Origin of the sequence: Citrobacter sp. Cpo091 (genome assembly GCF_030332645.1) — a bacterium.
Classification (GTDB): domain Bacteria; phylum Pseudomonadota; class Gammaproteobacteria; order Enterobacterales; family Enterobacteriaceae; genus Citrobacter; species Citrobacter portucalensis.
Genome location: NZ_JAOWHL010000040.1, coordinates 466,677 through 491,199, shown reverse-complemented (window position 1 = coordinate 491,199; position 24,523 = coordinate 466,677). Strand labels below are relative to the sequence as shown.

The 24,523-nt window shown below is 55.6% G+C and carries 28 protein-coding genes; 26 read left to right on the top strand and 2 right to left on the bottom strand.

Features of this window, described 5'->3' with window-relative positions:
• The first annotated feature begins 135 nt into the window (after positions 1-135).
• From eutS to eutR, 17 genes are all read left to right on the top strand, one after another.
• Positions 136-471 carry an ethanolamine utilization microcompartment protein EutS gene (gene eutS, locus OGY04_RS21260; protein ID WP_003037995.1) on the top strand — a complete coding sequence of 112 codons (336 nt, stop codon included), beginning with the start codon at positions 136-138 and terminating at the stop codon, positions 469-471.
• Between the two features lie 12 nt (positions 472-483).
• Positions 484-963: an ethanolamine utilization acetate kinase EutP gene (gene eutP / locus OGY04_RS21255; protein ID WP_003037998.1), complete on the top strand. Its 480-nt coding sequence runs from the start codon at positions 484-486 to the stop codon at positions 961-963.
• Complete coding sequence (gene eutQ / locus OGY04_RS21250; protein ID WP_103285614.1) at positions 941-1,639, top strand: ethanolamine utilization acetate kinase EutQ; 699 nt, start codon at positions 941-943, stop codon at positions 1,637-1,639. The genes eutP and eutQ overlap by 23 nt, the downstream gene beginning before the upstream one ends.
• Before the next feature lie 9 nt (positions 1,640-1,648).
• The gene (eutT, locus tag OGY04_RS21245) at positions 1,649-2,452 is read left to right on the top strand and encodes an ethanolamine utilization cob(I)yrinic acid a,c-diamide adenosyltransferase EutT (protein WP_003835057.1); all 804 of its coding nucleotides are present in this window, start codon (positions 1,649-1,651) and stop codon (positions 2,450-2,452) included.
• Positions 2,449-3,465, top strand: coding sequence for a phosphate acetyltransferase (gene pta, locus OGY04_RS21240; protein WP_032944169.1), 1,017 nt, complete (start codon positions 2,449-2,451; stop codon positions 3,463-3,465). Before eutT ends, pta begins: the two co-directional genes overlap by 4 nt.
• Before the next feature lie 36 nt (positions 3,466-3,501).
• Entirely contained in the window at positions 3,502-3,795 is a 294-nt protein-coding gene (gene eutM, locus OGY04_RS21235) for an ethanolamine utilization microcompartment protein EutM (RefSeq protein ID WP_003835054.1), read from the top strand.
• A gap of 114 nt (positions 3,796-3,909) precedes the next feature.
• Complete coding sequence (gene eutN, locus OGY04_RS21230) at positions 3,910-4,197, top strand: ethanolamine utilization microcompartment protein EutN (RefSeq protein ID WP_003038011.1); 288 nt, start codon at positions 3,910-3,912, stop codon at positions 4,195-4,197.
• A gap of 11 nt (positions 4,198-4,208) precedes the next feature.
• Positions 4,209-5,612 (top strand): aldehyde dehydrogenase family protein, encoded by a 1,404-nt coding sequence (locus OGY04_RS21225; protein ID WP_003835050.1) that lies wholly within the window; start codon positions 4,209-4,211, stop codon positions 5,610-5,612.
• 12 nt (positions 5,613-5,624) lie between these two features.
• Entirely contained in the window at positions 5,625-6,464 is an 840-nt protein-coding gene (eutJ, locus tag OGY04_RS21220; protein ID WP_048234757.1) for an ethanolamine utilization protein EutJ, read from the top strand.
• On the top strand, positions 6,454-7,641 hold the full coding sequence (eutG, locus tag OGY04_RS21215) for an ethanolamine utilization ethanol dehydrogenase EutG (RefSeq protein WP_008785420.1): 1,188 nt from the start codon (positions 6,454-6,456) through the stop codon (positions 7,639-7,641). The genes eutJ and eutG overlap by 11 nt, the downstream gene beginning before the upstream one ends.
• A gap of 119 nt (positions 7,642-7,760) precedes the next feature.
• Positions 7,761-8,993: an ethanolamine utilization protein EutH gene (eutH, locus tag OGY04_RS21210; protein WP_137378137.1), complete on the top strand. Its 1,233-nt coding sequence runs from the start codon at positions 7,761-7,763 to the stop codon at positions 8,991-8,993.
• On the top strand, positions 8,990-10,393 hold the full coding sequence (eutA, locus tag OGY04_RS21205) for an ethanolamine ammonia-lyase reactivating factor EutA (protein WP_286585994.1): 1,404 nt from the start codon (positions 8,990-8,992) through the stop codon (positions 10,391-10,393). Before eutH ends, eutA begins: the two co-directional genes overlap by 4 nt.
• An 11-nt stretch (positions 10,394-10,404) precedes the next feature.
• A complete protein-coding gene (gene eutB, locus OGY04_RS21200; RefSeq protein WP_003038029.1) occupies positions 10,405-11,766 on the top strand; it encodes an ethanolamine ammonia-lyase subunit alpha in 1,362 nt (453 codons plus the stop codon).
• A gap of 20 nt (positions 11,767-11,786) precedes the next feature.
• Positions 11,787-12,683: an ethanolamine ammonia-lyase subunit EutC gene (eutC, locus tag OGY04_RS21195; RefSeq protein WP_008785418.1), complete on the top strand. Its 897-nt coding sequence runs from the start codon at positions 11,787-11,789 to the stop codon at positions 12,681-12,683.
• 9 nt (positions 12,684-12,692) lie between these two features.
• Positions 12,693-13,352 (top strand): ethanolamine utilization microcompartment protein EutL, encoded by a 660-nt coding sequence (gene eutL, locus OGY04_RS21190; RefSeq protein ID WP_003838537.1) that lies wholly within the window; start codon positions 12,693-12,695, stop codon positions 13,350-13,352.
• A gap of 11 nt (positions 13,353-13,363) precedes the next feature.
• On the top strand, positions 13,364-13,894 hold the full coding sequence (eutK, locus tag OGY04_RS21185; RefSeq protein WP_003835033.1) for an ethanolamine utilization microcompartment protein EutK: 531 nt from the start codon (positions 13,364-13,366) through the stop codon (positions 13,892-13,894).
• 48 nt (positions 13,895-13,942) lie between these two features.
• On the top strand, positions 13,943-14,995 hold the full coding sequence (gene eutR / locus OGY04_RS21180; RefSeq protein WP_003835032.1) for an HTH-type transcriptional regulator EutR: 1,053 nt from the start codon (positions 13,943-13,945) through the stop codon (positions 14,993-14,995).
• A gap of 95 nt (positions 14,996-15,090) precedes the next feature.
• On the opposite strand, the gene hemF is transcribed toward eutR, so the two are convergent.
• Together hemF and amiA are read right to left on the bottom strand one after the other, a co-directional pair.
• A complete protein-coding gene (gene hemF, locus OGY04_RS21175; protein WP_286585993.1) occupies positions 15,091-15,990 on the bottom strand; it encodes an oxygen-dependent coproporphyrinogen oxidase in 900 nt (299 codons plus the stop codon).
• Between the two features lie 2 nt (positions 15,991-15,992).
• Positions 15,993-16,862 (bottom strand): N-acetylmuramoyl-L-alanine amidase AmiA, encoded by an 870-nt coding sequence (gene amiA / locus OGY04_RS21170; protein ID WP_003038046.1) that lies wholly within the window; start codon positions 16,860-16,862, stop codon positions 15,993-15,995.
• 212 nt (positions 16,863-17,074) lie between these two features.
• On the opposite strand from amiA, the gene OGY04_RS21165 reads away from it, so the two are divergent.
• The 9 genes from OGY04_RS21165 (at position 17,075) to cysA (ending at position 24,498) form a co-directional block, all read left to right on the top strand.
• Entirely contained in the window at positions 17,075-17,500 is a 426-nt protein-coding gene (locus OGY04_RS21165) for a GNAT family acetyltransferase (protein ID WP_003038048.1), read from the top strand.
• Positions 17,487-17,936: a DUF2919 domain-containing protein gene (locus OGY04_RS21160; protein ID WP_003835027.1), complete on the top strand. Its 450-nt coding sequence runs from the start codon at positions 17,487-17,489 to the stop codon at positions 17,934-17,936. The genes OGY04_RS21165 and OGY04_RS21160 overlap by 14 nt, the downstream gene beginning before the upstream one ends.
• 59 nt (positions 17,937-17,995) lie before the next feature.
• Entirely contained in the window at positions 17,996-18,571 is a 576-nt protein-coding gene (locus tag OGY04_RS21155) for an RpoE-regulated lipoprotein (protein ID WP_048215807.1), read from the top strand.
• Positions 18,572-18,664: 93 nt separating this feature from the next.
• The gene (yfeX, locus tag OGY04_RS21150) at positions 18,665-19,564 is read left to right on the top strand and encodes a porphyrinogen peroxidase (protein ID WP_003835022.1); all 900 of its coding nucleotides are present in this window, start codon (positions 18,665-18,667) and stop codon (positions 19,562-19,564) included.
• A gap of 172 nt (positions 19,565-19,736) precedes the next feature.
• Positions 19,737-20,528, top strand: coding sequence for an SDR family oxidoreductase UcpA (ucpA, locus tag OGY04_RS21145; RefSeq protein WP_003835020.1), 792 nt, complete (start codon positions 19,737-19,739; stop codon positions 20,526-20,528).
• Between the two features lie 157 nt (positions 20,529-20,685).
• Positions 20,686-21,702, top strand: coding sequence for a thiosulfate/sulfate ABC transporter substrate-binding protein CysP (cysP, locus tag OGY04_RS21140; protein ID WP_003835019.1), 1,017 nt, complete (start codon positions 20,686-20,688; stop codon positions 21,700-21,702).
• Positions 21,703-22,536, top strand: coding sequence for a sulfate/thiosulfate ABC transporter permease CysT (cysT, locus tag OGY04_RS21135; RefSeq protein WP_003038061.1), 834 nt, complete (start codon positions 21,703-21,705; stop codon positions 22,534-22,536). It abuts the gene before it with no gap.
• Complete coding sequence (gene cysW, locus OGY04_RS21130) at positions 22,536-23,411, top strand: sulfate/thiosulfate ABC transporter permease CysW (protein WP_003038064.1); 876 nt, start codon at positions 22,536-22,538, stop codon at positions 23,409-23,411. The genes cysT and cysW overlap by 1 nt, the downstream gene beginning before the upstream one ends.
• Positions 23,401-24,498 carry a sulfate/thiosulfate ABC transporter ATP-binding protein CysA gene (gene cysA / locus OGY04_RS21125; protein WP_048234762.1) on the top strand — a complete coding sequence of 366 codons (1,098 nt, stop codon included), beginning with the start codon at positions 23,401-23,403 and terminating at the stop codon, positions 24,496-24,498. Before cysW ends, cysA begins: the two co-directional genes overlap by 11 nt.
• Positions 24,499-24,523: the final 25 nt, after the last annotated feature.

Genomic DNA, 24,523 nt, shown 5'->3' with positions numbered 1-24,523 from the left:
GGGTTTCTCCCGCGCCTTTTTATTTTCCCTTTCTTAGTGATCTACTTCACCTTTTAAACCTGGTTGCCGAATTTTGTTATTTACTCTGACAAAAAATTGCCACGATGAGGGCAGTTTTAGCGGAGGCGGTGAGCAATGGAAAAAGAACGCATTATTCAGGAATTTGTGCCGGGGAAACAGGTCACGCTGGCGCATCTCATTGCGCACCCCGGCGAGGAATTAGCGAAAAAGATCGGCGTACCCGAAGCGGGCGCTATCGGCATCATGACGCTGACGCCAGGCGAAACCGCGATGATTGCCGGTGACTTAGCCATGAAGGCGGCGGATGTACATATCGGTTTTCTCGATAGATTCAGCGGCGCACTGGTGATCTACGGTTCGGTAGGCGCAGTAGAAGAAGCGTTATTACAGACGGTAAGTGGTCTGGGTCGATTATTAAATTTCACTTTGTGCAACCTGACAAAAAGTTAATCAGAGGCGGCGATGAAACGTATTGCATTTGTCGGTACGGTGGGGGCGGGGAAAACAACGCTCTTTAATGCGCTACAGGGGAATTATTCCCTCGCCAGAAAAACACAGGCCGTGGAGTTTAATGAAAATGGCGATATCGATACGCCAGGGGAATATTTTAGCCATCCGCGCTGGTATCACGCCTTAATTACCACGCTGCAGGATGTCGATACGTTGATTTATATACACGCGGCAAATGATAAAGAAAGTCGCTTACCTGCCGGGCTGTTGGATATCGGCGCCAGTAAACGACAAATCGCCGTTATCAGTAAAACGGACATGCCGGATGCCGACGTCGCCGCAACGCGACAACTACTTCGCGGGATGGGGTTTCAGGAGCCGATTTTTGAGCTCAATAGCCATGACCCGCGCAGCGTGCAGCACCTGGTGGATTATCTGACTGAGCTCAGCCAAAAGGAGGAAAGGGCAGGTGAAAAAACTCATCACAGCTAACGATATTCGTGCGGCCCACGCACGCGGCGAACAGGAAATGTCGGTTGTTCTGCGCGCCAGCATCATCACCCCGGAGGCGCGCGAAGTTGCGGAGCTGCTGGGCGTTACCATCAGTGAATGCGATGAATCCGCGCCAACTGCTGCTGTACCGGCGGCGGTTGATGATGGCAAAACGGAAAGCCAGCGCATTCGCGAAACCATCATTGCGCAGTTACCGGAAGGGCAGTTTACCGAAAGCCTGGTCGCCCAGCTGATGGACAAAGTTATGAAGGAGAAGCAGTCGCTGGAGCAGGGCGGAATGCAGCCGAGTTTTAGCTCGGTAACCGGCAAAGGCGGCGTCAAAGTCATCGACGGCAGCAGCGTGAAGTTTGGTCGTTTTGACGGCGCGCAGCCGCACTGCGTGGGCTTAACCGATCTGGTGACCGACCAGGACGGTAGCAGCATGGCCGCCGGGTTCATGCAGTGGGATAACGCTTTTTTCCCATGGACGCTGAACTACGACGAAATCGACATGATTCTGGAAGGCGAGCTGCACGTTCGCCACGAAGGCGAAACCATGATTGCAAAAGCCGGGGACGTCATGTTTATCCCGAAAGGTTCCAGCATCGAATTTGGTACGCCATCGACGGTGAAGTTTCTGTATGTGGCCTGGCCTGCGAACTGGCAGTCCTGCTAAGGCGGATGTATGAAGGATTTCATTACCGAAGCATGGCTCAGAGCGAATCATACGCTCAGCGAAGGGGCTGAAATTCATCTCCCCGCTGACGCTCGCCTGACGCCGTCTGCCCGGGAATTACTGGAAAGCCGACATCTGCGTATTAAGTTTATCGACGAGCAGGGCAGCCTGTTTATTGATGACGAAGAACAGCAGCCGCAGCCGGTGCATGGGTTAACCAGCAGCGATACGCATCCACAGGCCAGCTGCGAACTGTGCCATCAACCGGTGGCGAAGAAACCGGACACCCTGACGCATCTGACGGCGGACAAGATGGTCGCCAAAAGCGATCCGCGCCTGGGATTTCGCGCCGCGCTGGACAGCACCATCGCCCTGGCTGTGTGGTTGCAGATTGAGATGGCAGAACCGTGGCAGCCGTGGCTGGCGGATATCCGCTCGCGCCTGGGCAATATTATGCGCGCTGACGCCATGGATGAGCCGCTGGCAGCACAAGCTGTCGTGGGTTTAAGTGACGAAGATTTACACCGTCTTTCGCATCAACCGCTGCGCTATCTGGACCACGACCATCTGGTGCCTGAAGCCAGCCACGGACGTGATTGCGCGCTGCTTAATCTGCTGCGTACCAAAGTCCGTGAAACGGAGACGGTGGCGGCCCAGGTGTTCATCACTCGCAGTTTTGAGGTTATGCGACCGGACATTATGCAGGCGCTCAACCGCCTTTCCAGTACGGTCTACGTGATGATGATTCTGAGCGTTGCGAAGCATCCGTTGACGGTTAACCAAATTCAACAGCGACTGGGGGAGAAGCAATGATCATTGAACGTGCTCGTCAACTCGCCCAACGCTCACCGGCACGGGTGGTGTTCCCGGATGCGCTGGATGTCCGGGTGCTGAAGGCGGCGAATTACCTGCATCAGCACGGTCTGGCACATCCCATTCTCGTCGCCAGTCCGTTTGCGCTGCGCCAGTTTGCCCTCAGCCACCGGGTGGCAATGGATGGCATTCAGGTTATCGATCCGCAAAGCAATCAGCCAATGCGCGAAGAGTTTGCGCTGCGCTGGCTGGCTCGCGCGGGAGATAAAACGCCTGCGGATGCGCTGGAAAAACTCAACGATCCGCTGATGTTCGCCGCTGCAATGGTCAGCGCGGGTAAAGCTGACGTCTGTATTGCGGGCAATCTCTCATCAACAGCGAACGTGCTGCGTGCCGGATTACGCATTATCGGGCTACAGCCTGGCTGTAAAACGCTGTCGTCAATTTTCCTGATGCTGCCGCAGTACCTTGGTCCGTCATTAGGTTTTGCCGATTGCAGCGTCGTGCCGCAGCCCACCGCTGCACAGTTGGCGGATATTGCGATTGCCAGCGCGCAGACATGGCAGGCGATCACTGGTGAAGAGCCGCGCGTGGCGATGCTGTCGTTTTCAAGTAATGGCAGTGCTCGCCATCCTAACGTCGCTAACGTGCAGCAGGCGACCGAGATCGTTCGTGAGCGTGCCCCGCAGCTTACCGTGGACGGAGAACTGCAATTTGATGCCGCCTTTGTTCCGGATGTCGCAGCGCAAAAAGCGCCCGCCAGTCCGTTAAAGGGCAATGCCAATGTGATGGTCTTCCCATCGCTGGAGGCAGGCAATATTGGCTACAAAATCGCTCAGCGTTTGGGAGGGTATCGCGCAGTAGGTCCGTTGATTCAAGGGCTTGCCGCACCGCTTCATGATCTCTCTCGTGGCTGTAGCGTACAGGAAATTATCGAACTGGCGTTGGTGGCAGCAGTGCCGCGCCAGACTGACGTGAGTCGTGAAAACGCCTCACAAACACTGGTTGTTTAGGTCCCGTTCTGGACCCCTTAATGAGAGGAAAACACAATGGAAGCATTAGGAATGATTGAAACCCGGGGCCTGGTTGCACTGATTGAGGCTTCTGACGCAATGGTTAAAGCGGCACGGGTGAAACTGGTTGGCGTGAAGCAGATCGGTGGCGGTCTGGTCACTGCCATGGTCCGTGGCGACGTAGCGGCATGTAAAGCTGCAACGGACGCAGGTGCTGCGGCAGCACAGCGTATTGGCGAGCTGGTTTCAGTACACGTGATCCCACGTCCGCACGGCGATCTGGAAGAAGTGTTCCCGATCAGCTTTAAAGGCGACAGCAACGACATGTAAGTCGTCCATGTGACGCCACAGACTTCATTGCTGGCGTCACCCTCTCTCCTTTTCACATTACCTTCTGCGGAGGGTAGGGGGAGGTTTTACCTGAAATATGCCACGGAGGCGCGTATGAAACTGGCAATCGTTACAGGACAAATTGTTTGTACCGTACGCCATCAGGGGCTCGCGCACGACAAGTTGCTGATGGTGGAAATGATTGACGCCCAGGGAAATCCCGACGGGCAATGTGCTGTTGCTATCGACAGCATCGGGGCGGGAACCGGAGAGTGGGTGCTGCTGGTCAGCGGAAGCTCCGCCCGTCAGGCGCACCGGAATGAATCATCGCCTGTCGATCTGTGCGTGATTGGCATTGTCGATGAAGTGGTGGCAGGTGGTCAGGTGATCTTCCATAAATAAGGCAGAAAATCATGAATCAACAGGATATTGAACAGGTCGTGAAAGCGGTACTGCTGAAAATGAAAGACAGCAGCCAACCCGTCAGTGCCGTTCAAGAAATGGGCGTTTTTGCCTCCCTGGATGACGCAGTGGCGGCAGCAAAACTGGCCCAGCAGGGGTTGAAAAGCGTTGCCATGCGCCAACTGGCTATCACGGCCCTACGTGAGGCGGGCGAAAAGCACGCCAGAGAATTAGCGGAACTTGCCGTCACTGAAACCGGCATGGGACGCGTCGAAGATAAATTTGCCAAAAACGTGGCGCAGGCGCGCGGCACGCCGGGTGTGGAATGCCTGTCTCCACAGGTTCTGACCGGCGATAACGGTCTGACGCTGATTGAAAACGCACCGTGGGGCGTGGTGGCCTCGGTAACTCCATCCACCAACCCGGCCGCGACCGTCATTAACAACGCCATCAGCCTGATTGCCGCTGGTAACAGCGTGGTCTTCGCACCGCATCCGGCGGCGAAAAAAGTCTCTCAGCGCGCTATCACTCTGCTTAACCAGGCGGTAGTTGCCGCAGGCGGTCCGGCAAACCTGTTGGTGACGGTTGCCAACCCGGATATCGAGACTGCCCAGCGTCTGTTCAAGTACCCAGGTATCGGCCTGCTGGTGGTGACCGGTGGTGAAGCCGTGGTGGACGCCGCGCGTAAGCACACCAACAAACGTCTGATTGCCGCTGGTGCGGGTAATCCGCCAGTGGTGGTTGATGAAACGGCTGACCTGGCACGTGCGGCGCAGTCGATAGTCAAAGGTGCATCGTTTGACAACAACATCATCTGCGCCGACGAAAAAGTGCTGATCGTGGTCGATAGCGTCGCTGATGAACTGATGCGTCTGATGGAAAGCCAGCATGCGGTGAAACTGACCGCGGCTCAGGCCGAACAGCTGCAGCCGGTGCTGCTGAAAAATATCGATGAGCGCGGTAAAGGTACAGTCAGTCGTGACTGGGTCGGGCGCGATGCCGGAAAAATCGCTGCGGCGATTGGTCTGAACGTACCGGAGCAAACCCGTCTGTTATTCGTCGAAACCTCCGCGACGCATCCGTTTGCCGTTACCGAACTGATGATGCCGGTGCTGCCGGTCGTGCGGGTTGCTAACGTCGATGAAGCCATTGAACTGGCGGTCAAGCTGGAAGGCGGCTGCCACCATACGGCGGCGATGCACTCACGCAATATCGAAAATATGAACCGTATGGCAAACGCCATTGATACCAGCATCTTCGTTAAGAACGGACCGTGCATTGCCGGTCTTGGACTGGGCGGTGAAGGCTGGACCACGATGACCATTACCACACCAACCGGGGAAGGGGTGACCAGTGCGCGTACGTTTGTGCGTCTGCGTCGCTGTGTGTTGGTAGACGCCTTCAGAATTGTATAAGGAGTAAATGAGATGGCGCACGACGAACAACGTTGGTTGACACCCAGACTGCTAAAAGCGGCAACGCTATGTAACCAGACGCCCGCAAAGAGCGATTCACCGCTGTGGTTGGGCATTGATTTGGGAACGTGTGATGTGGTGTCGATGGTTGTGGACAGTGACGGACAGCCGGTCGCGGTTTGCCTGGACTGGGCCGATGTCGTGCGCGATGGCATCGTTTGGGATTTCTTTGGTGCGGTGACCATCGTTCGTCGCCATCTCGATACGCTCGAACAACAACTGGGTTGCCGTTTTACCCATGCGGCAACCTCGTTTCCACCGGGAACTGACCCACGCATCTCTATTAACGTGCTGGAGTCTGCCGGGCTTGAAGTGAGCCATGTCCTCGACGAACCAACCGCGGTGGCGGATCTGTTGCAGCTTGATAACGCCGGCGTGGTGGATATTGGTGGTGGCACTACCGGGATTGCGATTGTTAAACAGGGCAAAGTGACTTACTCCGCTGATGAAGCGACTGGCGGGCACCATATCTCTCTGACGCTGGCCGGGAACCGTCGTATCCAGTTGGAAGAAGCCGAGCAGTACAAGCGCAGCAATGGCAAAGAAATCTGGCCGGTGGTGAAGCCTGTCTACGAAAAGATGGCGGAAATCGTGGCGCACCATATTGCCGGACAGGATGTCGCTGATTTGTGGCTGGCGGGTGGCTCCTGTATGCAGCCAGGCGTTGATGAACTGTTCCGTAAGCGTTTCCCGGAGCTGCAGGTGCATTTACCCCAGCACAGCCTGTTTATGACTCCGCTGGCGATTGCAAACAGCGGAAAAGAAAAAGCGGAAGGAATCTATGCAAGCTGAATTGCAGACCGCGCTCTTTCAGGCATTCGATACCCTGAATCTGCAACGCGTAAAAACGTTTAGCGTTCCCCCGGTTACGTTATGTGGACTGGGAGCGCTTAGTACCTGCGGACAGGAAGCACAAACGCGCGGACTGACGCATATGTTCGTCATGGTTGACAGCTTTCTGCATCAGGCGGGGATGACCGCCGCACTGGAGCGCAGCCTGGCGATGAAAGGTGTGGCAATGACGCTGTGGCCATGTCCGGTAGGTGAACCGTGCATTACGGACGTCTGCGCGGCAGTCGCGCAACTGCGTGAATCAAAGTGCGACGGTGTCGTGGCTTTCGGCGGCGGTTCCGTGCTGGATGCCGCCAAGGCAGTGGCGTTGCTGGTGACCAATCCTACCCAGACGCTGGCTGACATGGACGAGCGTAGCGTGTTACGCCCGCGTCTGCCGCTGATTGCCGTACCGACTACCGCCGGAACGGGCTCAGAAACCACGAACGTCACGGTGATTATCGACGCCGCGACCGGACTCAAAAAAGTGCTGGCCCACGCAACCCTGATGCCGGATGTGGCGATCCTTGACGCCGCATTGACGGAAGGCGTGCCTGCGCACGTAACGGCGATGACCGGGATTGATGCACTGACGCACGCCGTTGAAGCGTATAGCGCACTGAACGCGACGCCGTTTACCGACAGCCTGGCGATTGGCGCGATAGCGATGATCGGTAAATCGCTGCCGAAGGCCGTCGGCTACGGTCAGGATCTGGCTGCGCGCGAAAGCATGCTGCTGGCTTCCTGTATGGCCGGGATGGCGTTTTCCAGCGCTGGGCTTGGCCTGTGCCATGCGATGGCGCACCAGCCGGGGGCGACGTTGCACATTCCACACGGACAGGCTAACGCCATGCTGCTTCCCACGGTAATGGGGTTCAACCGCATGGTGTGTCGTGAGCGCTTTAGCCATATCGGACGCGCGTTAACCAACAAGAAATCGGACGATCGTGATGCTATCAACGCGGTCAGCGAGTTGATTAGCGAAGTGGGCCAGACCAAACGACTCTCTGACGTTGGGGCAAAGCCCGAGCAGTACAGCGCATGGGCTCACGCCGCGCTGGAGGATATTTGTATTCGCAGTAACCCACGCACCGCCACGCAGGCACAGATCATCGACCTGTACGCGGCTGCCGGGTAATGCCTGTAGGCCGGATAAGGTGCTCGCACCACCATCCGGCAATAACACGGCGTTAATGCCGGAGGCGACGTAAACGTCTTATCCGGCCTACAAATCACAAATGACAGGGAGTAGGGGCTATGGGAATTAACGAAATCATCATGTACATCATGATGTTCTTTATGCTGATTGCCGCCGTGGACAGGATCCTGTCGCAGTTCGGCGGTTCGGCACGCTTCCTCGGTAAGTTCGGTAAGAGTATTGAGGGATCGGGCGGCCAGTTTGAAGAAGGTTTTATGGCGATGGGCGCGCTGGGTCTGGCGATGGTCGGTATGACCGCGCTGGCGCCGGTACTGGCGCATGTGCTCGGGCCAGTAATTATTCCGCTGTATGAAATGCTGGGCGCGAACCCGTCGATGTTTGCCGGAACGCTGCTGGCGTGCGATATGGGCGGCTTCTTCCTGGCGAAAGAACTGGCGGGCGGCGACGTTGCGGCGTGGCTGTACTCTGGCCTGATCCTCGGGGCGATGATGGGGCCGACGCTGGTCTTCTCCATTCCGGTTGCGCTGGGGATTATTGAACCGTCTGACCGTCGCTATCTGGCGCTGGGCGTGCTGGCGGGTATTGTCACCATTCCGATTGGTTGTATTGCGGGCGGTTTGATTGCGATGTACTCCGGCGTCGAAATCAACGGACAGCCGGTGGAGTTCACCTTCGCGCTGATCCTGATGAATATGATTCCCGTGATGATCGTGGCTGTGCTGGTGGCGCTGGGACTGAAATTCATCCCGGAAAAAATGATCAACGGCTTCCAGATCTTCGCGAAATTCCTGGTGGCGCTGATCACCATCGGCCTGGCAGCAGCAGTGGTCAAATTCCTGCTCGGCTGGGAGCTGATCCCAGGTCTTGATCCTATCTTCATGGCTCCGGGCGACAAGCCGGGTGAAGTGATGCGCGCCATCGAAGTTATCGGTTCTATTTCCTGCGTACTGCTCGGTGCGTACCCAATGGTACTGCTGCTGACCCGCTGGTTTGAAAAACCGCTGATGAGCGTCGGTAACCTGTTAAAAATCAATAATATTGCGGCTGCCGGTATGGTTGCGACGCTGGCGAACAACATCCCAATGTTCGGCATGATGAAGAATATGGATACCCGCGGCAAAGTGATCAACTGCGCCTTTGCGGTCTCCGCGGCCTTTGCACTGGGTGACCACTTAGGCTTCGCCGCTGCCAACATGAACGCGATGATCTTCCCGATGATTGTCGGCAAGTTGATTGGCGGCGTGACGGCGATTGGTGTGGCTATGCTGTTGGTACCGAAAGATGAAGATGTGCCAGCAGAAGTAGAAACCAACCCGGAGGCGCAATCGTGAATACTCGCCAGCTACTGAGCGTCGGTATCGATATCGGCACCACTACCACTCAGGTGATTTTCTCGCGCCTTGAGTTAGTCAACCGTGCGGCAGTGTCGCAGGTGCCGCGCTACGAATTCATCAAACGCGAAATTAGCTGGCAAAGCCCGGTGTTCTTTACCCCCGTTGATAAGCAGGGCGGGTTGAAAGAGGCCGAACTTAAGGCGCTGATCCTCGCCCAGTATCAGGCGGCGGGTATTGCACCTGAGACTGTCGATTCCGGCGCGATCATCATCACCGGAGAAAGTGCCAAAACCCGTAATGCGCGTCCGGCGGTGATGGCGCTCTCTCAGTCGCTGGGGGATTTTGTGGTGGCCAGCGCCGGTCCGCATCTGGAATCGGTGATTGCCGGTCACGGTGCGGGGGCACAAACCCTGTCCGAGCAGAAGTTGTGCCGCGTACTGAATATCGACATTGGTGGCGGTACGTCGAACTACGTTCTGTTTGATGCCGGAAAGGTCAGCGGTTCGGCTTGCCTGAACGTCGGCGGACGACTGCTGGAAACGGACGGCCAGGGGCGAGTAGTACATGCGCATCAGCCGGGGCAGATGATTGTTGATGACGTATTTGGTCCGGGCACCGACGCCCGAACCCTCAATGCGGCGCAGCTTGTTCAGGTAGCCCGACGGATGGCGGCGCTGATTGTGGAGGTGATTGACGGCACGTTATCACCGCTGGCGCAGGCGCTGATGCAAACCGGCCTGTTACCGGCGGGCGTGAAACCGGAAGTGATTACGTTGTCCGGCGGGGTGGGCGAGTGCTACCGCAACCAACCAGCCGATCCGTTCTGTTTTTCCGACATTGGCCCTCTGTTAGCAACGGCACTGCATGAACATCCGCGCCTGCGTGAGATGAACGTGCAGTTCCCGGCGCAAACCGTGCGCGCCACGGTGATTGGCGCCGGTGCGCATACGCTGTCGCTTTCGGGCAGCACCATCTGGCTGGAAGGCGTGGCGCTTCCGCTGCGCAATCTGCCGGTGGCGATTCCGGTTAATGAGGCTGATTTGGTGACCGCCTGGCAACAGGCGCTAATGCAGCTCGATCTGGACCCGCAAACGGACGCCTACGTGCTGGCGCTGCCCGGTTCGCTGCCGGTGCGCTATGCCGCGCTGTTAACGGTGATTGATGCGCTGCTGGCCTTTGTCGCGCGCTATCCGAATCCGCATCCCCTGCTGGTGGTAGCCGAGCAGGATTTTGGTAAGGCCTTGGGCATGCTGTTACGCCCACAGTTACAGCAACACCCGCTGGCAGTCATCGATGAGGTGGTTGTCCGGGCGGGGGACTATATCGACATTGGTACGCCTCTTTTTGGCGGATCGGTTGTGCCGGTGACGGTGAAATCACTCGCATTTCCTTCCTGAGGGAACGACTTATGAAACTAAAGACCACATTGTTCGGCAATGTTTATCAGTTTAAGGATGTTAAAGAGGTGCTGGCAAAAGCCAACGAACTGCGTTCGGGGGATGTGCTGGCAGGAGTGGCCGCAACCAGTTCGCAGGAGCGCGTGGCGGCCAAGCAGGTACTGTCGGAAATGACGGTGGCGGATATCCGCAATAACCCGGTGATTTCCTATGAAGAGGACTGTGTTACTCGTCTGATTCAGGATGACGTCAACGAGACGGCCTATAACCGTATCAAAAACTGGAGTATCAGCGAGCTGCGCGAGTACGTGCTGAGCGATGAAACCTCCGTTGATGACATTGCGTTTACGCGCAAAGGGTTAACATCGGAAGTGGTCGCTGCGGTAGCAAAAATCTGCTCTAACGCGGACCTGATCTACGGCGGTAAGAAAATGCCGGTGATCAAAAAGGCCAATACCACCATCGGTCTGCCGGGCACCTTCAGCTGCCGTTTGCAGCCGAACGACACCCGTGATGACGTGCAGAGTATTGCCGCACAAATCTACGAAGGGCTGTCCTTCGGGGCGGGCGATGCGGTGATCGGCGTAAACCCGGTAACGGATGACGTGGAAAACTTAAGCCGCGTACTGGATACCGTGTACGGCGTTATCGACAAATTCAACATCCCGACCCAGGGCTGCGTACTGGCACACGTGACTACCCAGATCGAAGCGATTCGTCGCGGCGCGCCGGGCGGGCTGATTTTCCAGAGTATCTGCGGTAGCGAAAAAGGCTTAAAAGAGTTTGGCGTTGAGCTGGCCATGCTGGATGAAGCGCGCGCAGTGGGCGCTGAGTTCAACCGTATCGCCGGGGAAAACTGCCTGTACTTCGAAACCGGGCAAGGGTCTGCACTTTCCGCGGGCGCGAACTTCGGCGCCGATCAGGTGACGATGGAAGCGCGTAACTACGGGCTGGCACGCCACTATGATCCGTTCCTGGTGAACACCGTGGTGGGCTTTATCGGGCCGGAGTATCTCTACAACGACCGTCAGATTATTCGCGCGGGTCTGGAAGATCACTTTATGGGCAAGCTGAGCGGCATCTCAATGGGCTGCGACTGCTGCTACACCAACCATGCTGATGCTGACCAGAACCTTAACGAAAACCTGATGATTCTGCTCGCCACCGCTGGCTGCAACTACATCATGGGCATGCCGCTCGGTGACGACATCATGCTCAACTATCAGACCACCGCCTTCCATGACACCGCGACCGTGCGTCAGCTGCTGAACCTGCGTCCGTCGCCGGAGTTTGAACGCTGGCTGGAAACCATGGGCATTATGGCAAACGGTCGCCTGACCAAACGGGCGGGCGATCCGTCACTGTTCTTCTGATGACGCGGGGATGACACACGATGGATCAAAAACAGATTGAAGAAATTGTACGCAGCGTAATGGCGTCAATGGGTGAGTCTCAACCGCAGGCTCAAGAACCGTCAGCACCAGCAAAATGCAGCACCACGCAGTGCGCCGCGCCGACCGGTGAAAGCTGCGCGATGGACTTAGGCTCAGCCGAAGCCAAAGCATGGATTGGCGTTGAGAATCCGCACCGTGCAGAGGTGTTAACTGAACTTCGCCGTAGCACCGCTGCGCGTGTATGTACCGGTCGTGCCGGTCCTCGTCCGCGTACCCAGGCGCTGCTGCGTTTCCTGGCTGACCACTCGCGTTCGAAAGATACGGTATTGAAAGAAGTGCCGGAAGAGTGGGTAAAAGCCCAGGGGCTGCTGGAAGTGCGCTCGGAAATCAGCGACAAAAACCTGTATCTGACGCGTCCGGATATGGGGCGTCGTCTGAGTGCGGAAGCCATTGAAGCACTGAAATCACAGTGTGTAATGAATCCGGATGTGCAGGTGATTATTTCTGATGGCCTGTCTACCGACGCGATTACCGCTAACTATGAAGAGATCCTGCCGCCGCTGTTGTCGGGCTTAAAACAGGCCGGATTGAAGGTCGGGACGCCGTTCTTTGTTCGCTATGGGCGCGTGAAAATCGAAGATCAGATCGGCGAACTGCTGGGTGCAAAAGCGGTGATCCTGCTGGTTGGTGAACGTCCGGGCCTCGGCCAGTCGGAAAGTCTTTCTTGCTATGCCGTCTATTCGCCGCGTGTGGCGACCACCGTTGAGGCTGATCGTACCTGTATCTCGAACATTCACCAGGGCGGTACGCCACCGGTTGAAGCGGCGGCGGTGATTGTGGATTTGGCCAAGCGCATGCTGGAGCAAAAAGCATCCGGCATCAATATGACCCGTTAAGGAGGCATCATGCCAGCATTAGATTTAATTAGACCTTCAGTCACCGCAATGCGTGTGATTGCCTCGGTAAATGACGGTTTTGCCCGCGAACTTAAATTACCGCCACATATACGTAGCCTCGGACTCATCACAGCAGATTCTGATGACGTGGCGTATATTGCCGCAGACGAAGCGACAAAACAGGCAATGGTCGAAGTGGTTTATGGCCGCTCGCTGTATGCCGGTGCGGCGCACAGTCCCTCTCCAACATCGGGCGAAGTGCTGATTATGCTCGGTGGACCAAACCCGGCCGAAGTTCGCGCGGGTCTGGACGCGATGGTGGCCAATATTGAAAGCGGGGCGGCATTCCAGTGGGCGAATGACGCAGAAGATACCGCCTTCCTGGCGCATGTGGTTTCGCGTACCGGTTCGTATCTCTCCGCAACCGCGGGATGCCGACTGGGCGATCCGATGGCGTATCTGGTAGCACCACCGCTGGAAGCGACATTTGGTATTGATGCCGCGCTGAAATCTGCCGATGTACAACTGGTGACCTATGTACCACCGCCGTCAGAAACCAACTATTCAGCCGCGTTTTTGACCGGTAGCCAGGCCGCTTGTAAAGCCGCATGCAACGCCTTTGCCGATGCCGTTCTGGATATTGCCCGTAATCCAATCCAGCGCGCGTAAGAGAGGTAGTGATGATCAATGCACTGGGATTACTGGAAGTGGATGGCATGGTGGCTGCCGTGGACGCGGCCGATGCCATGCTGAAAGCCGCGAACGTGCGTCTGCTTAGCCACGAAGTGCTCGATCCTGGTCGGCTGACGCTGGTGGTGGAAGGCGATCTGGCGGCATGCCGCGCAGCGCTGGATGCTGGCAGTGCAGCCGCAGCGCGTACGGGCCGTGTTATCAGCCGTAAGGAAATAGGCCGGCCGGACGATGACACCCAGTGGCTGATCGGCGGTTTTAAACGCCAGCCGAAGAAACCTGAACAGAAGCCAGAAGCGAAAACAGAAGTGAAACCAGAGAAGACACAGGACGCCCCAGTGACGTCTGAATCCTCTGCCCAACTTCTGACGCTGTTAGCATCGGTCCGTCAAGGAATGACGGCAGGGGAAGTGGCTGCCCACTTTGGCTGGTCACTTGATGAAGCCAGAAATGCGCTGGAACAGCTCTTTTCTGATGGAGCGTTGCGTAAACGCAGTAGTCGCTACCGCTTAAAAAATTAACCTGTCGGAGGGCCGGGGGCTTCGTTGAAGCTTCCGGCTTAAAAGATCATGAAAAAGAACCGTACTGCAAACTTGCACCATCTTTATCATGAAGTATTACCCGAAGACGTTAAACTGACGCCGAAAGTGGAAGTGGACAACGTTCACCAACGGCGAACAACGGATGTGTATGAGCACGCGCTGACGATTACCGCCTGGCAGCAGATCTACGACCAGCTGCATCCGGGAAAATTTCATGGCGAGTTCACGGAAATCCTGCTCGATGATATTCAGGTGTTCCGTGAATACACCGGACTGGCGCTGCGTCAGTCGTGCCTTGTCTGGCCAAACTCATTTTGGTTTGGCATTCCGGCCACGCGCGGCGAGCAGGGATTTATTGGTACCCAGTGTTTGGGTAGCGCTGAAATTGCCACCCGCCCTGGCGGGACGGAGTTTGAACTGAGTACGCCGGATGATTACACCATTTTGGGTGTCGTCATTTCGGAAGAGGCCATTGCTCGTCAGGCCAACTTCCTGCATAACCCGGAAAGGGTGTTGCATATGCTGCGCAATCAGTCGGCGCTGGAAGTTAAAGAACAACACAAAGCCGCGCTATGGGGCTTTGTGCAGCAGGCGCTGGCGACGTTTAGTGAGAATCCTGAAAACCTTCACCAACCCGCGGTGCGTAAAGTGTTGGGGGATAACCTGCTGCTGGCGATGGGCACCATGCTGGAAGAAGCGCAGCCGATTATGACTGCGGAGAGCATCAGCCATCAGAGCTATCGTCGCTTGCTGTCACGTGCGCGCGAATATGTGCTGGAAAATATGTCAGAGCCGCTGACCGTGCTCGACTTATGCAATCAGCTGCACGTTAGCCGCCGGACGTTGCAAAACGCCTTTCACGCGATCCTCGGTATTGGCCCGAATGCCTGGCTGAAACGTATTCGCCTGAACGCCGTGCGCCGTGAGTTGATAAGCCCATGGTCGCAGAGTGCGACGGTGAAAGACGCCGCCATGCAGTGGGGATTCTGGCATTTAGGGCAGTTTGCCACCGACTACCAGCAGCTGTTTGCGGAGAAACCATCGTTGACGCTGCATCAGCGTATGCGCCAGTGGGCATGATGAGATTATTGTGCCGGATGCGACGCTAACGCGTCTTATCCGGCCTACGGGTTTGCCGTTGCTGTAGGCCGGATAAGCGTAGCGCCATCAGGCAATTACACCCAGTCGCGGACCTGAATAAACTCGCTAAGGGCAGCTTCCGGGCTGTTCGCTTCCGGCTGCCAGTCATACTCCCAGCGTACCAGCGGCGGCATCGACATCAGAATCGACTCCGTGCGTCCGCCGGTTTGCAAACCGAACAACGTGCCGCGATCCCACACCAGATTAAATTCCACATAGCGCCCACGACGATAAAGCTGGAAATTACGCTCGCGCTCGCCCCAGCTCATCATTTTGCGGCGTTCGACGATGGGCAGATACGCCTCGGTGTATCCTTGACCTACCGCCTGCATAAAAGCGAAGCAGTGGTCGAAATCAGGGGTATTCAAATCATCGAAAAACAGCCCTCCAATGCCGCGCTGCTCGTTGCGGTGCTTGAGGAAGAAGTAGTCATCGCACCACTTTTTGTAACGTGGATACACGTCATCGCCAAACGGCTGGCACAGATCCCGCGCCGTGCGATGCCAGTGAACCGCATCCTCATCAAATCCGTAGTAGGGCGTTAAGTCAAAGCCGCCGCCAAACCACCACACGGGATCGGCCCCCGGTTTTTCCGCGATAAAAAACCGTACGTTGGCATGGCTGGTTGGAATGTAGGGATTCTTCGGATGCACCACCAGCGAGACGCCCATCGCTTCAAAGCTGCGCCCGGCAAGCTCCGGGCGATGCGCGGTAGCCGAGGCCGGCATTGCATCGCCGTGGACGTGGGAGAAGTTGACGCCTGCTTGCTCGAAAATACCGCCGTTACGCAACACCCTACTGCGCCCGCCGCCGCCCGCTTCGCGTTGCCAGTTATCCTCAACAAATTCGCTGCCGTCTACGGTGGATAACTGCTGACAAATTTCATCCTGCAGGCTGAGCAGGAACTGTTTTACGCGCTGTGCATCGGGCTTCATGGTTAACGTTTCTTCGAGTGTGCTTTCTGGTTATCAAACCAGTGGAAATAGCTGATGATGCCATTGGCGATAGCGGTGGCGATTTTCTGACGAAACGCCGCCGTACCCAGCAATCGTTCTTCTTCCGGGTTGGTGATGAACGAGGTTTCGACCAGGACCGACGGAATCGAAGGTGATTTTAGCACCACGAAGGCGGCCTGTTCCGTGCTGCGACTGTGCAGACGGTGTACCGGCTTGATCTTCTTAAGAATATGCGAGCCTAACGTCAGGCTGTTTTTTATGGTGTCAGTTTGCACCAGATCGAACAGCACCTGCTGCAACAAATGATCTTTGTCAGTGGCCTTCTTTCCGGCGACTTCATCGGCCCGGTTTTCACGATCGGACAGATATTTCGCCATGGCGCTACTGGCACCGCGATTGGATAAGGCAAAGACCGAAGCACCCGCAGCGCTCGGATTGGTAAAACCGTCGGCGTGGATCGACATGAACAGATCGGCACCATGTTTGTGGGCGATCTCGACGCGATCGTAGAGCGGAATAAACGTATCGCCGGAGCGGGTCAGGCGTGCATCAATCCCCTGGTTACGTAGGATCGAGCGCACGTTTTTGGCAATAGCCAACACAACGTGCTTTTCTTTCGAGCCGTTGCGACCAATTGCGCCGGTATCAATTCCTCCGTGCCCCGGATCAAGGACAACAACGCGCTTAGCACCGGATTTTTTCGCTTTCGGTTTGCTGTGTCCATTGCTGGTCTTTAGCGCTTCTTCTTTAGCGATGGCTTGTGACATGCCTGACAGCGTCAGGGCGGCCAGCCCGGCTTTCAGCACCTGGCGGCGCGATGTGAGTGTTTTTAGTGGTTTAAAAGTGCTCATACGGCCTGAGTTGTAAAAAAAAGGTTCTAAACGTTATATCGTATCGCGTAGTCCGTTGCGACGGATCGAGATAAGAATTGTTTTACTTTTCATTTCAATACGTGACAATTCCGTATTATGCCATTTTTTCCGCCGCTTCGCGTCAGATATTGGCTAAATCAGCCGTTCGCGCCATAATCGCTTTTTAACGTCCTGAAAAGGTACCCAATACCATGGAAATACGCGTTTTTCGCCAGGAAGATTTCGAAGAGGTGATCACCCTCTGGGAGCGTTGTGATTTGCTGCGTCCATGGAACGACCCTGAAATGGACATCGAACGTAAAGTCAATCATGACGTCAGCTTGTTCCTCGTTGCTGAAGTGAACGGCGAGGTGGTCGGCACGGTGATGGGCGGATACGACGGGCATCGCGGTTCCGCCTATTACCTGGGCGTGCATCCTGAGTTTCGCGGTCGCGGCATCGCCAATGCGCTGCTCAACCGGCTGGAGAAAAAGCTCATTGCCCGCGGTTGTCCGAAGATTCAAATCATGGTGCGTGACGATAACGACGTCGTACAGGGCATGTATGAACGTTTGGGCTATGAACATGCGGATGTACTCAATCTGGGCAAGCGTTTGATCGAAGATGAAGAGTACTGAGTTTCATCCGGCCGACTATGATGGTCATGGGCGTCTGCGCCTGCCTTTTCTCTTCTGGTGCGTACTGCTGTTGCAGGCACGCACCTGGGTTTTGTTTGTGATTGCCGGTTCTTCCCGTGAGCAGGGCAACACCTTACTGAATCTGTTTTATCCCGATCATGACGCATTCTGGCTGGGGTTGCTTCCCGGCGTTCCCGCCGTGTTGGCGTTTTTACTCAGCGGGCGACGCTTTGCGTTTCCGGTGATCTGGCGCTGGCTGCGAGGATTATTGATTCTCGCTCAACTGGTGCTGCTGTGCTGGCAGCCGGTGATGTGGCTGGCAGGCGATCCGCTCAACGGCGTCGGGCTGGCGCTGCTGGTGGCGGATATCGTCGCGCTGATCTGGCTGTTAACCAATCAACGTCTGCGTGCCTGTTTTTCCCTTGAGAAAGAATAACGGCACTTTTTGGGGAAACCGGACTCCAAGCACCGTTGATAAATAAGGAAGGAAGTGAAATGAAATCACTGCGTTTGACTTTATGCGCGATGCCGCTGCTACTGGCCGGGTGTTCAACGTTGTCCTCGGTGAACTGGTCTGCCGCCAATCCGTGGAACTGGTTTGGTTCTTCAACGCAGGTCACAGAGCAGGGCGTCGGAGCGTTAACAGGCGCTACGCCGCTGGATGAAAAAGCCATTGCTGATGCGCTGGACGGCGATTACCGCCTGCGTAGCGGAATGAAGACCGATAACGGTAATGTGGTGCGCTTCTATGAAGCGATGAAAGACGACAAGCTGGCGATAGTCATCAACGGCAGCCAGGGAACCATCAGTCGTATTGATGTATTAGATCACGATATTTCGTCAGCCGCGGGTGTCGAAATCGGTACACCGTTTAGCGACCTTTACACTAAAGCTTTCGGTAATTGCCAAAAAGCAACCGGAGATGACAGCGCGGGCGTTGAGTGTAAAGCTGAAGGAAGTCAACATATTAGCTATATTTTTTCCGGTGAATGGAGCGGGCCTGAGGATATAATGCCGTCTGACGACACGCTGAAAGCGTGGAAAGTAAGCAAAATTATCTGGCGGCGTTAATTTGCGTCTGAACAAATCGGCTTGTTAAAAAAACAGGTAGAATAGCGCCCATCAATGCCACGATGTCGTGGCATCTTTTTTTCAGGAGGAACAATGTCTCAGGTTCAGAGTGGCATTTTGCCAGAACATTGCCGTGCGGCGATTTGGATTGAAGCCAATGTTAAAGGCGACGTTGATGCCCTGCGTGCGGCCAGCAAAACCTTCGCCGATAAGCTGGCGACCTTTGAAGCTAAGTTCCCGGATGCGCATCTGGGCGCGGTTGTCGCTTTTGGCAACAACACCTGGCGTGCATTGAGCGGCGGCGTCGGTGCTGAAGAGTTAAAAGACTTTATCCCTTACGGTAAAGGTCTGGCACCAGCAACCCAATATGACGTGTTGATCCATATTCTCTCTTTGCGTCATGACGTGAATTTCTCCGTTGCACAGGCGGCAATGGAAGCATTTGGCGACTGTATTGAAGTTAAAGAAGAAATTCACGGTTTCCGTTGGGTCGAAGAGCGCGATCTCAGCGGCTTTGTTGACGGTACGGAAAACCCGGCAGGCGAAGAAACGCGCCGTGAAGTTGCCGTTATCAAAGATGGTGTGGATGCCGGTGGCAGCTATGTGTTTGTGCAGCGTTGGGAACATAACCTGAAGCAGCTTAATCGCATGAGCATCCATGACCAGGAAATGATGATTGGTCGCACCAAGGAAGCCAACGAAGAGATCGACGGTGATGACCGTCCGGTCACCTCTCACCTGAGCCGTGTTGACCTCAAAGAAGACGGTAAAGGGCTGAAAATTGTGCGCCAGAGCCTGCCATACGGTACTGCCAGCGGCACGCATGGTCTCTATTTCTGCGCCTACTGCGCTCGTCTGCACAACATTGAACAACAATTGCTGAGCATGTTTGGTGACACCGACGGTAAGCGTGATGCGATGCTGCGCTTCACCAAACCGGTAACCGGCGGCTATTACTTTGCACCGTCGCTGGACCGTTTAATGGCGCTGTAATGGTGAGCTGAGCCTGTTATCGGCCACGAAATAGACATCCCCGCATCGTCGGGGATTTTTTTTACCTGAGATTAACCTGATTTAGTGAGCTATTCCTCAGCACTAATTTGTTATTGCTGTATCTTCTGCGTGAATGAAGCGAAGGCTTCATATTCAAAAGGAGAATATTGAAATGGGAAAACTCACGGGCAAAACAGCATTGATTACGGGCGCATCTCAGGGTATTGGCGAGGGTATCGCCAGAACGTTTGCCCGCCATGGTGCGAACTTAATCCTGCTGGATATCTCCGATGAGATTGAAAAACTGGCGGATGAGTTGGCTGGGCGAGGGCACCGTTGCACAGCTGTTCACGCTGACGTCAGAGATTTTGCGTCGGTCAAGGAAGCGGTGACGCGCGCGAAGCAGATTGAAGGCAAAATCGATATTCTGGTGAACAATGCCGGCGTATGCCGCCTCGGTAACTTCCTTGATATGAGCGATGAAGATCGCGATTTCCACATTGATATCAACATTAAAGGCGTCTGGAACGTGACGAAAGCCGTTCTGCCGGAGATGATTGCGCGCAAAGATGGGCGCATCGTGATGATGTCATCGGTGACCGGCGATATGGTTGCTGACCCGGGCGAAACGGCCTACGCGCTGTCGAAAGCCGCGATCATCGGTTTGACCAAATCCCTGGCGGTAGAATATGCGCAGTCCGGCATTCGCGTGAACGCCATTTGCCCTGGCTACGTTCGTACGCCGATGGCGGAAAGCATTGCGCGTCAGTCTAACCCGGAAGATCCTGAATCCGTTTTAGTCGAAATGGCGAAAGCGATCCCGATGCGTCGTCTGGCCTGCCCGCTTGAGGTCGGTGAACTGGCGGCGTTCCTGGCATCGGATGAGTCCAGTTATTTAACTGGCACGCAAAACGTGATTGATGGCGGCAGCACTTTGCCTGAAAGCGTAAGCGTCGGCGTCTGATTGATGCCGGTCTCCTCCCCATGTGCTGGGGAGGAGGTACCCCTTATTCTCTTTTCAACTTTCAAATCATCAAACGGTATATAAAACCGTTACTCCTTTAGCACTGGTTATAAATATGATGACCATAAGAAAGTCATTTAATTTATAAGGGTGCGCAATGGCCGTTAACTTACTGAAAAAAAGAACACTGACGCTGGCAGCCATGCTGTTGCTGGTGGGGCAGGCGCAGGCAACGGAACTGCTGAACAGTTCATACGATGTTTCCCGCGAGCTGTTTGCCGCCCTTAATCCGCCGTTTGAACAGCAATGGGCGAAGGATAACGGCGGCGACAAACTGACGATTAAACAATCTCATGCCGGGTCATCAAAACAGGCGTTGGCGATTTTGCAGGGGCTGAAAGCTGACGTCGTGACCTATAACCAGGTGACCGACGTGCAGATCCTGCATGACAAAGGCAAGCTGATCCCTGCCGACTGGCAAAGCCGCCTGCCGAATAACAGTTCGCCATTCTATTCCACCATGGCGTTTTTGGTGCGTAAGGGCAACCCGAAGAATATCCACGAATGGAACGATCTGGTTCGCCCGGACGTGAAGCTGATTTTCCCGAACCCGAAAACCTCCGGTAACGCACGCTATACCTATCTGGCAGCGTGGGGCGCGGCAGATAAAGCGGACGGTGGGGATAAAGCTAAAACCGAACAGTTCATGACCCAGTTTCTGAAAAACGTGGAAGTATTTGATACCGGCGGTCGTGGTGCAACTACCACCTTCGTGGAGCGCGGTCTGGGCGACGTACTGATTACCTTTGAATCGGAAGTGAACAATATCCGTAAACAGTATGAAGACCAGGGCTTCGAAGTGGTGGTGCCGAAGGTCAACATTCTGGCGGAGTTCCCGGTGGCCTGGGTAGATAAAAATGTGCAGGCCAACGGTACTGAAAAAGCGGCGAAAGCTTACCTGAACTGGCTGTACAGCCCGCAGGCGCAAACCATCATTACCGATTTCTACTACCGCGTGAATAACCCGCAGGTAATGGACAAGCTGAAAGATAAATTCCCGCAGACCGAATTGTTCCGTGTGGAAGATAAGTTTGGCTCGTGGCCTGAAGTGATGAAAACGCACTTTGTCAGCGGCGGTGAGCTGGACAAACTGCTGGCGGCGGGGCGTAAGTAAATGTTTGCTGTTTCTTCCCGACGTGTGCTGCCCGGCTTCACTTTGAGCCTGGGCACCAGCTTACTGTTTGTCTGCCTGATATTGCTGCTGCCGCTGAGCGCGCTGGTGATGCAACTGGCGCAAATGAGCTGGGCGCAATACTGGGATGTGATTACCAATCCGCAGGTGGTGGCGGCTTATAAAGTGACGCTGCTGTCGGCGTTTGTGGCGTCGATTTTTAACGGCGTGTTCGGTTTGCTGATGGCGTGGATCTTAACCCGCTATCGCTTTCCGGGTCGTACGCTGCTGGATGCGCTGATGGACCTGCCGTTCGCACTGCCTACGGCGGTGGCAGGTCTGACGCTGGCGTCACTGTTTTCGGTTAATGGCTTCTACGGCGAGTGGCTGGCGAAGCTGGATATCAAGGTGACCTACACCTGGCTCGGTATCGCGGTAGCGATGGCCTTTACCAGCATTCCGTTTGTGGTGCGTACCGTGCAACCGGTACTGGAAGAGTTAGGCCCGGAATATGAAGAAGCAGCTGAAACGCTCGGTGCTACGCGCTGGCAAAGTTTCCGTAAAGTAGTGCTGCCGGAGCTGTCTCCTGCGCTGGTGGCGGGCGTTGCGCTGTCGTTTACCCGCAGCCTCGGTGAGTTTGGCGCGGTTATTTTTATCGCCGGAAACATCGCATGGAAGACGGAAGTGACCTCGCTGATGATTTTTGTTCGCTTGCAGGAGTTTGACTACCCGGCCGCCAGCGCGATTGCTTCTGTGATCCTCGGGGCTTCGTTGTTGCTGCTGTTTTCAATTAACACTCTGCAAAGTCGCTTTGGTCGACGTGTGGTAGGTCACTGATGGCAGACATTACCCAATTGAAACGCTATGGCGCACCCCGCATCAACTGGGGGAAATGGTTTCTGATCGGCACGGGCATGCTGGTCTCCGCGTTTATTTTGCTGGTGCCGATGATTTACATCTTCGTGCAGGCGTTCAGCAAGGGATTAATGCCGGTATTACAGAACCTGGCGGATCCGGACATGCTGCATGCCATCTGGCTGACGGTGCTGATTGCGCTGATTGCGGTCCCGGTGAACCTGGTGTTTGGTGTGTTGCTGGCCTGGCTGGTGACCCGTTTTAACTTCCCAGGACGCCAACTACTACTAACGTTACTGGATATTCCATTTGCTGTCTCGCCGGTGGTCGCCGGTCTGGTCTATCTGCTGTTTTACGGCTCTAACGGCCCGCTTGGTGGGTGGCTGGATGAGCATAACCTGCAAATTATGTTTGCCTGGCCGGGGATGGTGCTGGTGACAGTGTTCGTGACCTGTCCGTTTGTGGTGCGTGAGCTGGTGCCGGTGATGTTAAGCCAGGGCAGCAATGAAGATGAAGCGGCTGTGTTGCTGGGTGCATCCGGCTGGCAGATGTTCCGCCGCGTTACGCTGCCGAATATCCGTTGGGCATTGCTGTACGGTGTGGTGTTGACCAACGCCCGTGCGATTGGTGAGTTTGGCGCGGTGTCAGTGGTTTCCGGCTCGATTCGCGGCGAAACCTTATCGCTGCCGCTACAGATTGAATTACTGGAGCAGGACTACAACACGGTCGGCTCCTTTACCGCCGCGGCGCTATTAACGCTGATGGCGATTATTACCCTGTTTTTGAAGAGCATGTTGCAATGGCGTCTGGAGAACCAGGAAAAACGCGCGCAGCAGGAGGAAAATCATGAGCATTGAGATTGCCAATATTAAGAAGTCTTTTGGTCGCACCCAGGTGCTGAACGATATCTCGCTGGATATTCCTTCAGGTCAGATGGTCGCGCTGCTGGGGCCATCCGGCTCGGGTAAAACCACGCTGCTGCGCATTATTGCCGGGCTGGAGCATCAGTCCAGCGGGCATATCCGTTTTCACGGTACCGACGTCAGCCGATTGCACGCCCGCGACCGTAAGGTGGGGTTCGTGTTCCAGCACTATGCGCTGTTTCGTCATATGACCGTTTTCGACAATATCGCGTTTGGTCTGACGGTCCTGCCACGGCGTGAGCGCCCGAATGCGGCGGCCATCAAAGCAAAAGTGACCAAACTGCTGGAAATGGTTCAACTGGCTCATCTGGCGGACCGTTTCCCGGCACAGCTCTCCGGCGGGCAAAAACAGCGCGTGGCGTTGGCGCGTGCGCTGGCGGTAGAGCCGCAGATCCTGCTGCTCGACGAACCGTTTGGCGCGCTTGATGCGCAGGTGCGCAAAGAGCTGCGTCGATGGCTGCGCCAGCTGCATGAAGAGCTGAAATTTACCAGCGTGTTTGTTACCCACGATCAGGAAGAAGCAACGGAAGTCGCAGACCGCGTGGTGGTGATGAGTCAGGGTCATATCGAACAGGCTGATGCGCCGGATCAGGTATGGCGCGAACCGGCTACTCGTTTCGTCCTGGAATTTATGGGTGAGGTTAACCGCCTGCAGGGGACGATTCGTGGCGGCCAATTCCATGTGGGCGCACACCGCTGGCCGCTGGGTTATACGCCTGGCTATCAGGGACCGGTGGATCTGTTCCTGCGCCCGTGGGAAGTGGACGTGAGCCGTCGTACCAGTCTGGATTCGCCGTTGCCGGTACAAGTGCTGGAAGCCAGCCCGAAAGGACACTACACCCAATTAGTTGTGCAACCCCTGGGGTGGTATAACGAACCGTTGACGGTAGTCATGCAGGGCGATGATTCCCCTGGCCGCGGCGAACGTCTGTTTGTCGGGTTGCAAAATGCGCGCCTGTATAACGGCGACCAGCGTATTGAAACTCGGGAAGAGGAACTTGCCCTGGCGCAAAGCGCCTGATAGGTTAATTCGTATAGTTATCATC

Bases quoted from the DNA above. Each gene is read 5' to 3' on its own strand.
- eutS (WP_003037995.1), top strand. From the start codon at position 136: ATGGAAAAAGAACGCATTATTCAGGAATTTGTGCCGGGGAAACAGGTC.
- eutP (WP_003037998.1), top strand. From the start codon at position 484: ATGAAACGTATTGCATTTGTCGGTACGGTGGGGGCGGGGAAAACAACG.
- eutT (WP_003835057.1), top strand. From the start codon at position 1,649: ATGAAGGATTTCATTACCGAAGCATGGCTCAGAGCGAATCATACGCTC.
- pta (WP_032944169.1), top strand. From the start codon at position 2,449: ATGATCATTGAACGTGCTCGTCAACTCGCCCAACGCTCACCGGCACGG.
- eutM (WP_003835054.1), top strand. From the start codon at position 3,502: ATGGAAGCATTAGGAATGATTGAAACCCGGGGCCTGGTTGCACTGATT.
- eutN (WP_003038011.1), top strand. From the start codon at position 3,910: ATGAAACTGGCAATCGTTACAGGACAAATTGTTTGTACCGTACGCCAT.
- OGY04_RS21225 (WP_003835050.1), top strand. From the start codon at position 4,209: ATGAATCAACAGGATATTGAACAGGTCGTGAAAGCGGTACTGCTGAAA.
- eutJ (WP_048234757.1), top strand. From the start codon at position 5,625: ATGGCGCACGACGAACAACGTTGGTTGACACCCAGACTGCTAAAAGCG.
- eutG (WP_008785420.1), top strand. From the start codon at position 6,454: ATGCAAGCTGAATTGCAGACCGCGCTCTTTCAGGCATTCGATACCCTG.
- eutH (WP_137378137.1), top strand. From the start codon at position 7,761: ATGGGAATTAACGAAATCATCATGTACATCATGATGTTCTTTATGCTG.
- eutB (WP_003038029.1), top strand. From the start codon at position 10,405: ATGAAACTAAAGACCACATTGTTCGGCAATGTTTATCAGTTTAAGGAT.
- eutC (WP_008785418.1), top strand. From the start codon at position 11,787: ATGGATCAAAAACAGATTGAAGAAATTGTACGCAGCGTAATGGCGTCA.
- eutL (WP_003838537.1), top strand. From the start codon at position 12,693: ATGCCAGCATTAGATTTAATTAGACCTTCAGTCACCGCAATGCGTGTG.
- eutK (WP_003835033.1), top strand. From the start codon at position 13,364: ATGATCAATGCACTGGGATTACTGGAAGTGGATGGCATGGTGGCTGCC.
- eutR (WP_003835032.1), top strand. From the start codon at position 13,943: ATGAAAAAGAACCGTACTGCAAACTTGCACCATCTTTATCATGAAGTA.
- hemF (WP_286585993.1), bottom strand. From the start codon at position 15,990: ATGAAGCCCGATGCACAGCGCGTAAAACAGTTCCTGCTCAGCCTGCAG.
- amiA (WP_003038046.1), bottom strand. From the start codon at position 16,862: ATGAGCACTTTTAAACCACTAAAAACACTCACATCGCGCCGCCAGGTG.
- OGY04_RS21165 (WP_003038048.1), top strand. From the start codon at position 17,075: ATGGAAATACGCGTTTTTCGCCAGGAAGATTTCGAAGAGGTGATCACC.
- OGY04_RS21160 (WP_003835027.1), top strand. From the start codon at position 17,487: ATGAAGAGTACTGAGTTTCATCCGGCCGACTATGATGGTCATGGGCGT.
- OGY04_RS21155 (WP_048215807.1), top strand. From the start codon at position 17,996: ATGAAATCACTGCGTTTGACTTTATGCGCGATGCCGCTGCTACTGGCC.
- yfeX (WP_003835022.1), top strand. From the start codon at position 18,665: ATGTCTCAGGTTCAGAGTGGCATTTTGCCAGAACATTGCCGTGCGGCG.
- ucpA (WP_003835020.1), top strand. From the start codon at position 19,737: ATGGGAAAACTCACGGGCAAAACAGCATTGATTACGGGCGCATCTCAG.
- cysP (WP_003835019.1), top strand. From the start codon at position 20,686: ATGGCCGTTAACTTACTGAAAAAAAGAACACTGACGCTGGCAGCCATG.
- cysT (WP_003038061.1), top strand. From the start codon at position 21,703: ATGTTTGCTGTTTCTTCCCGACGTGTGCTGCCCGGCTTCACTTTGAGC.
- cysW (WP_003038064.1), top strand. From the start codon at position 22,536: ATGGCAGACATTACCCAATTGAAACGCTATGGCGCACCCCGCATCAAC.
- cysA (WP_048234762.1), top strand. From the start codon at position 23,401: ATGAGCATTGAGATTGCCAATATTAAGAAGTCTTTTGGTCGCACCCAG.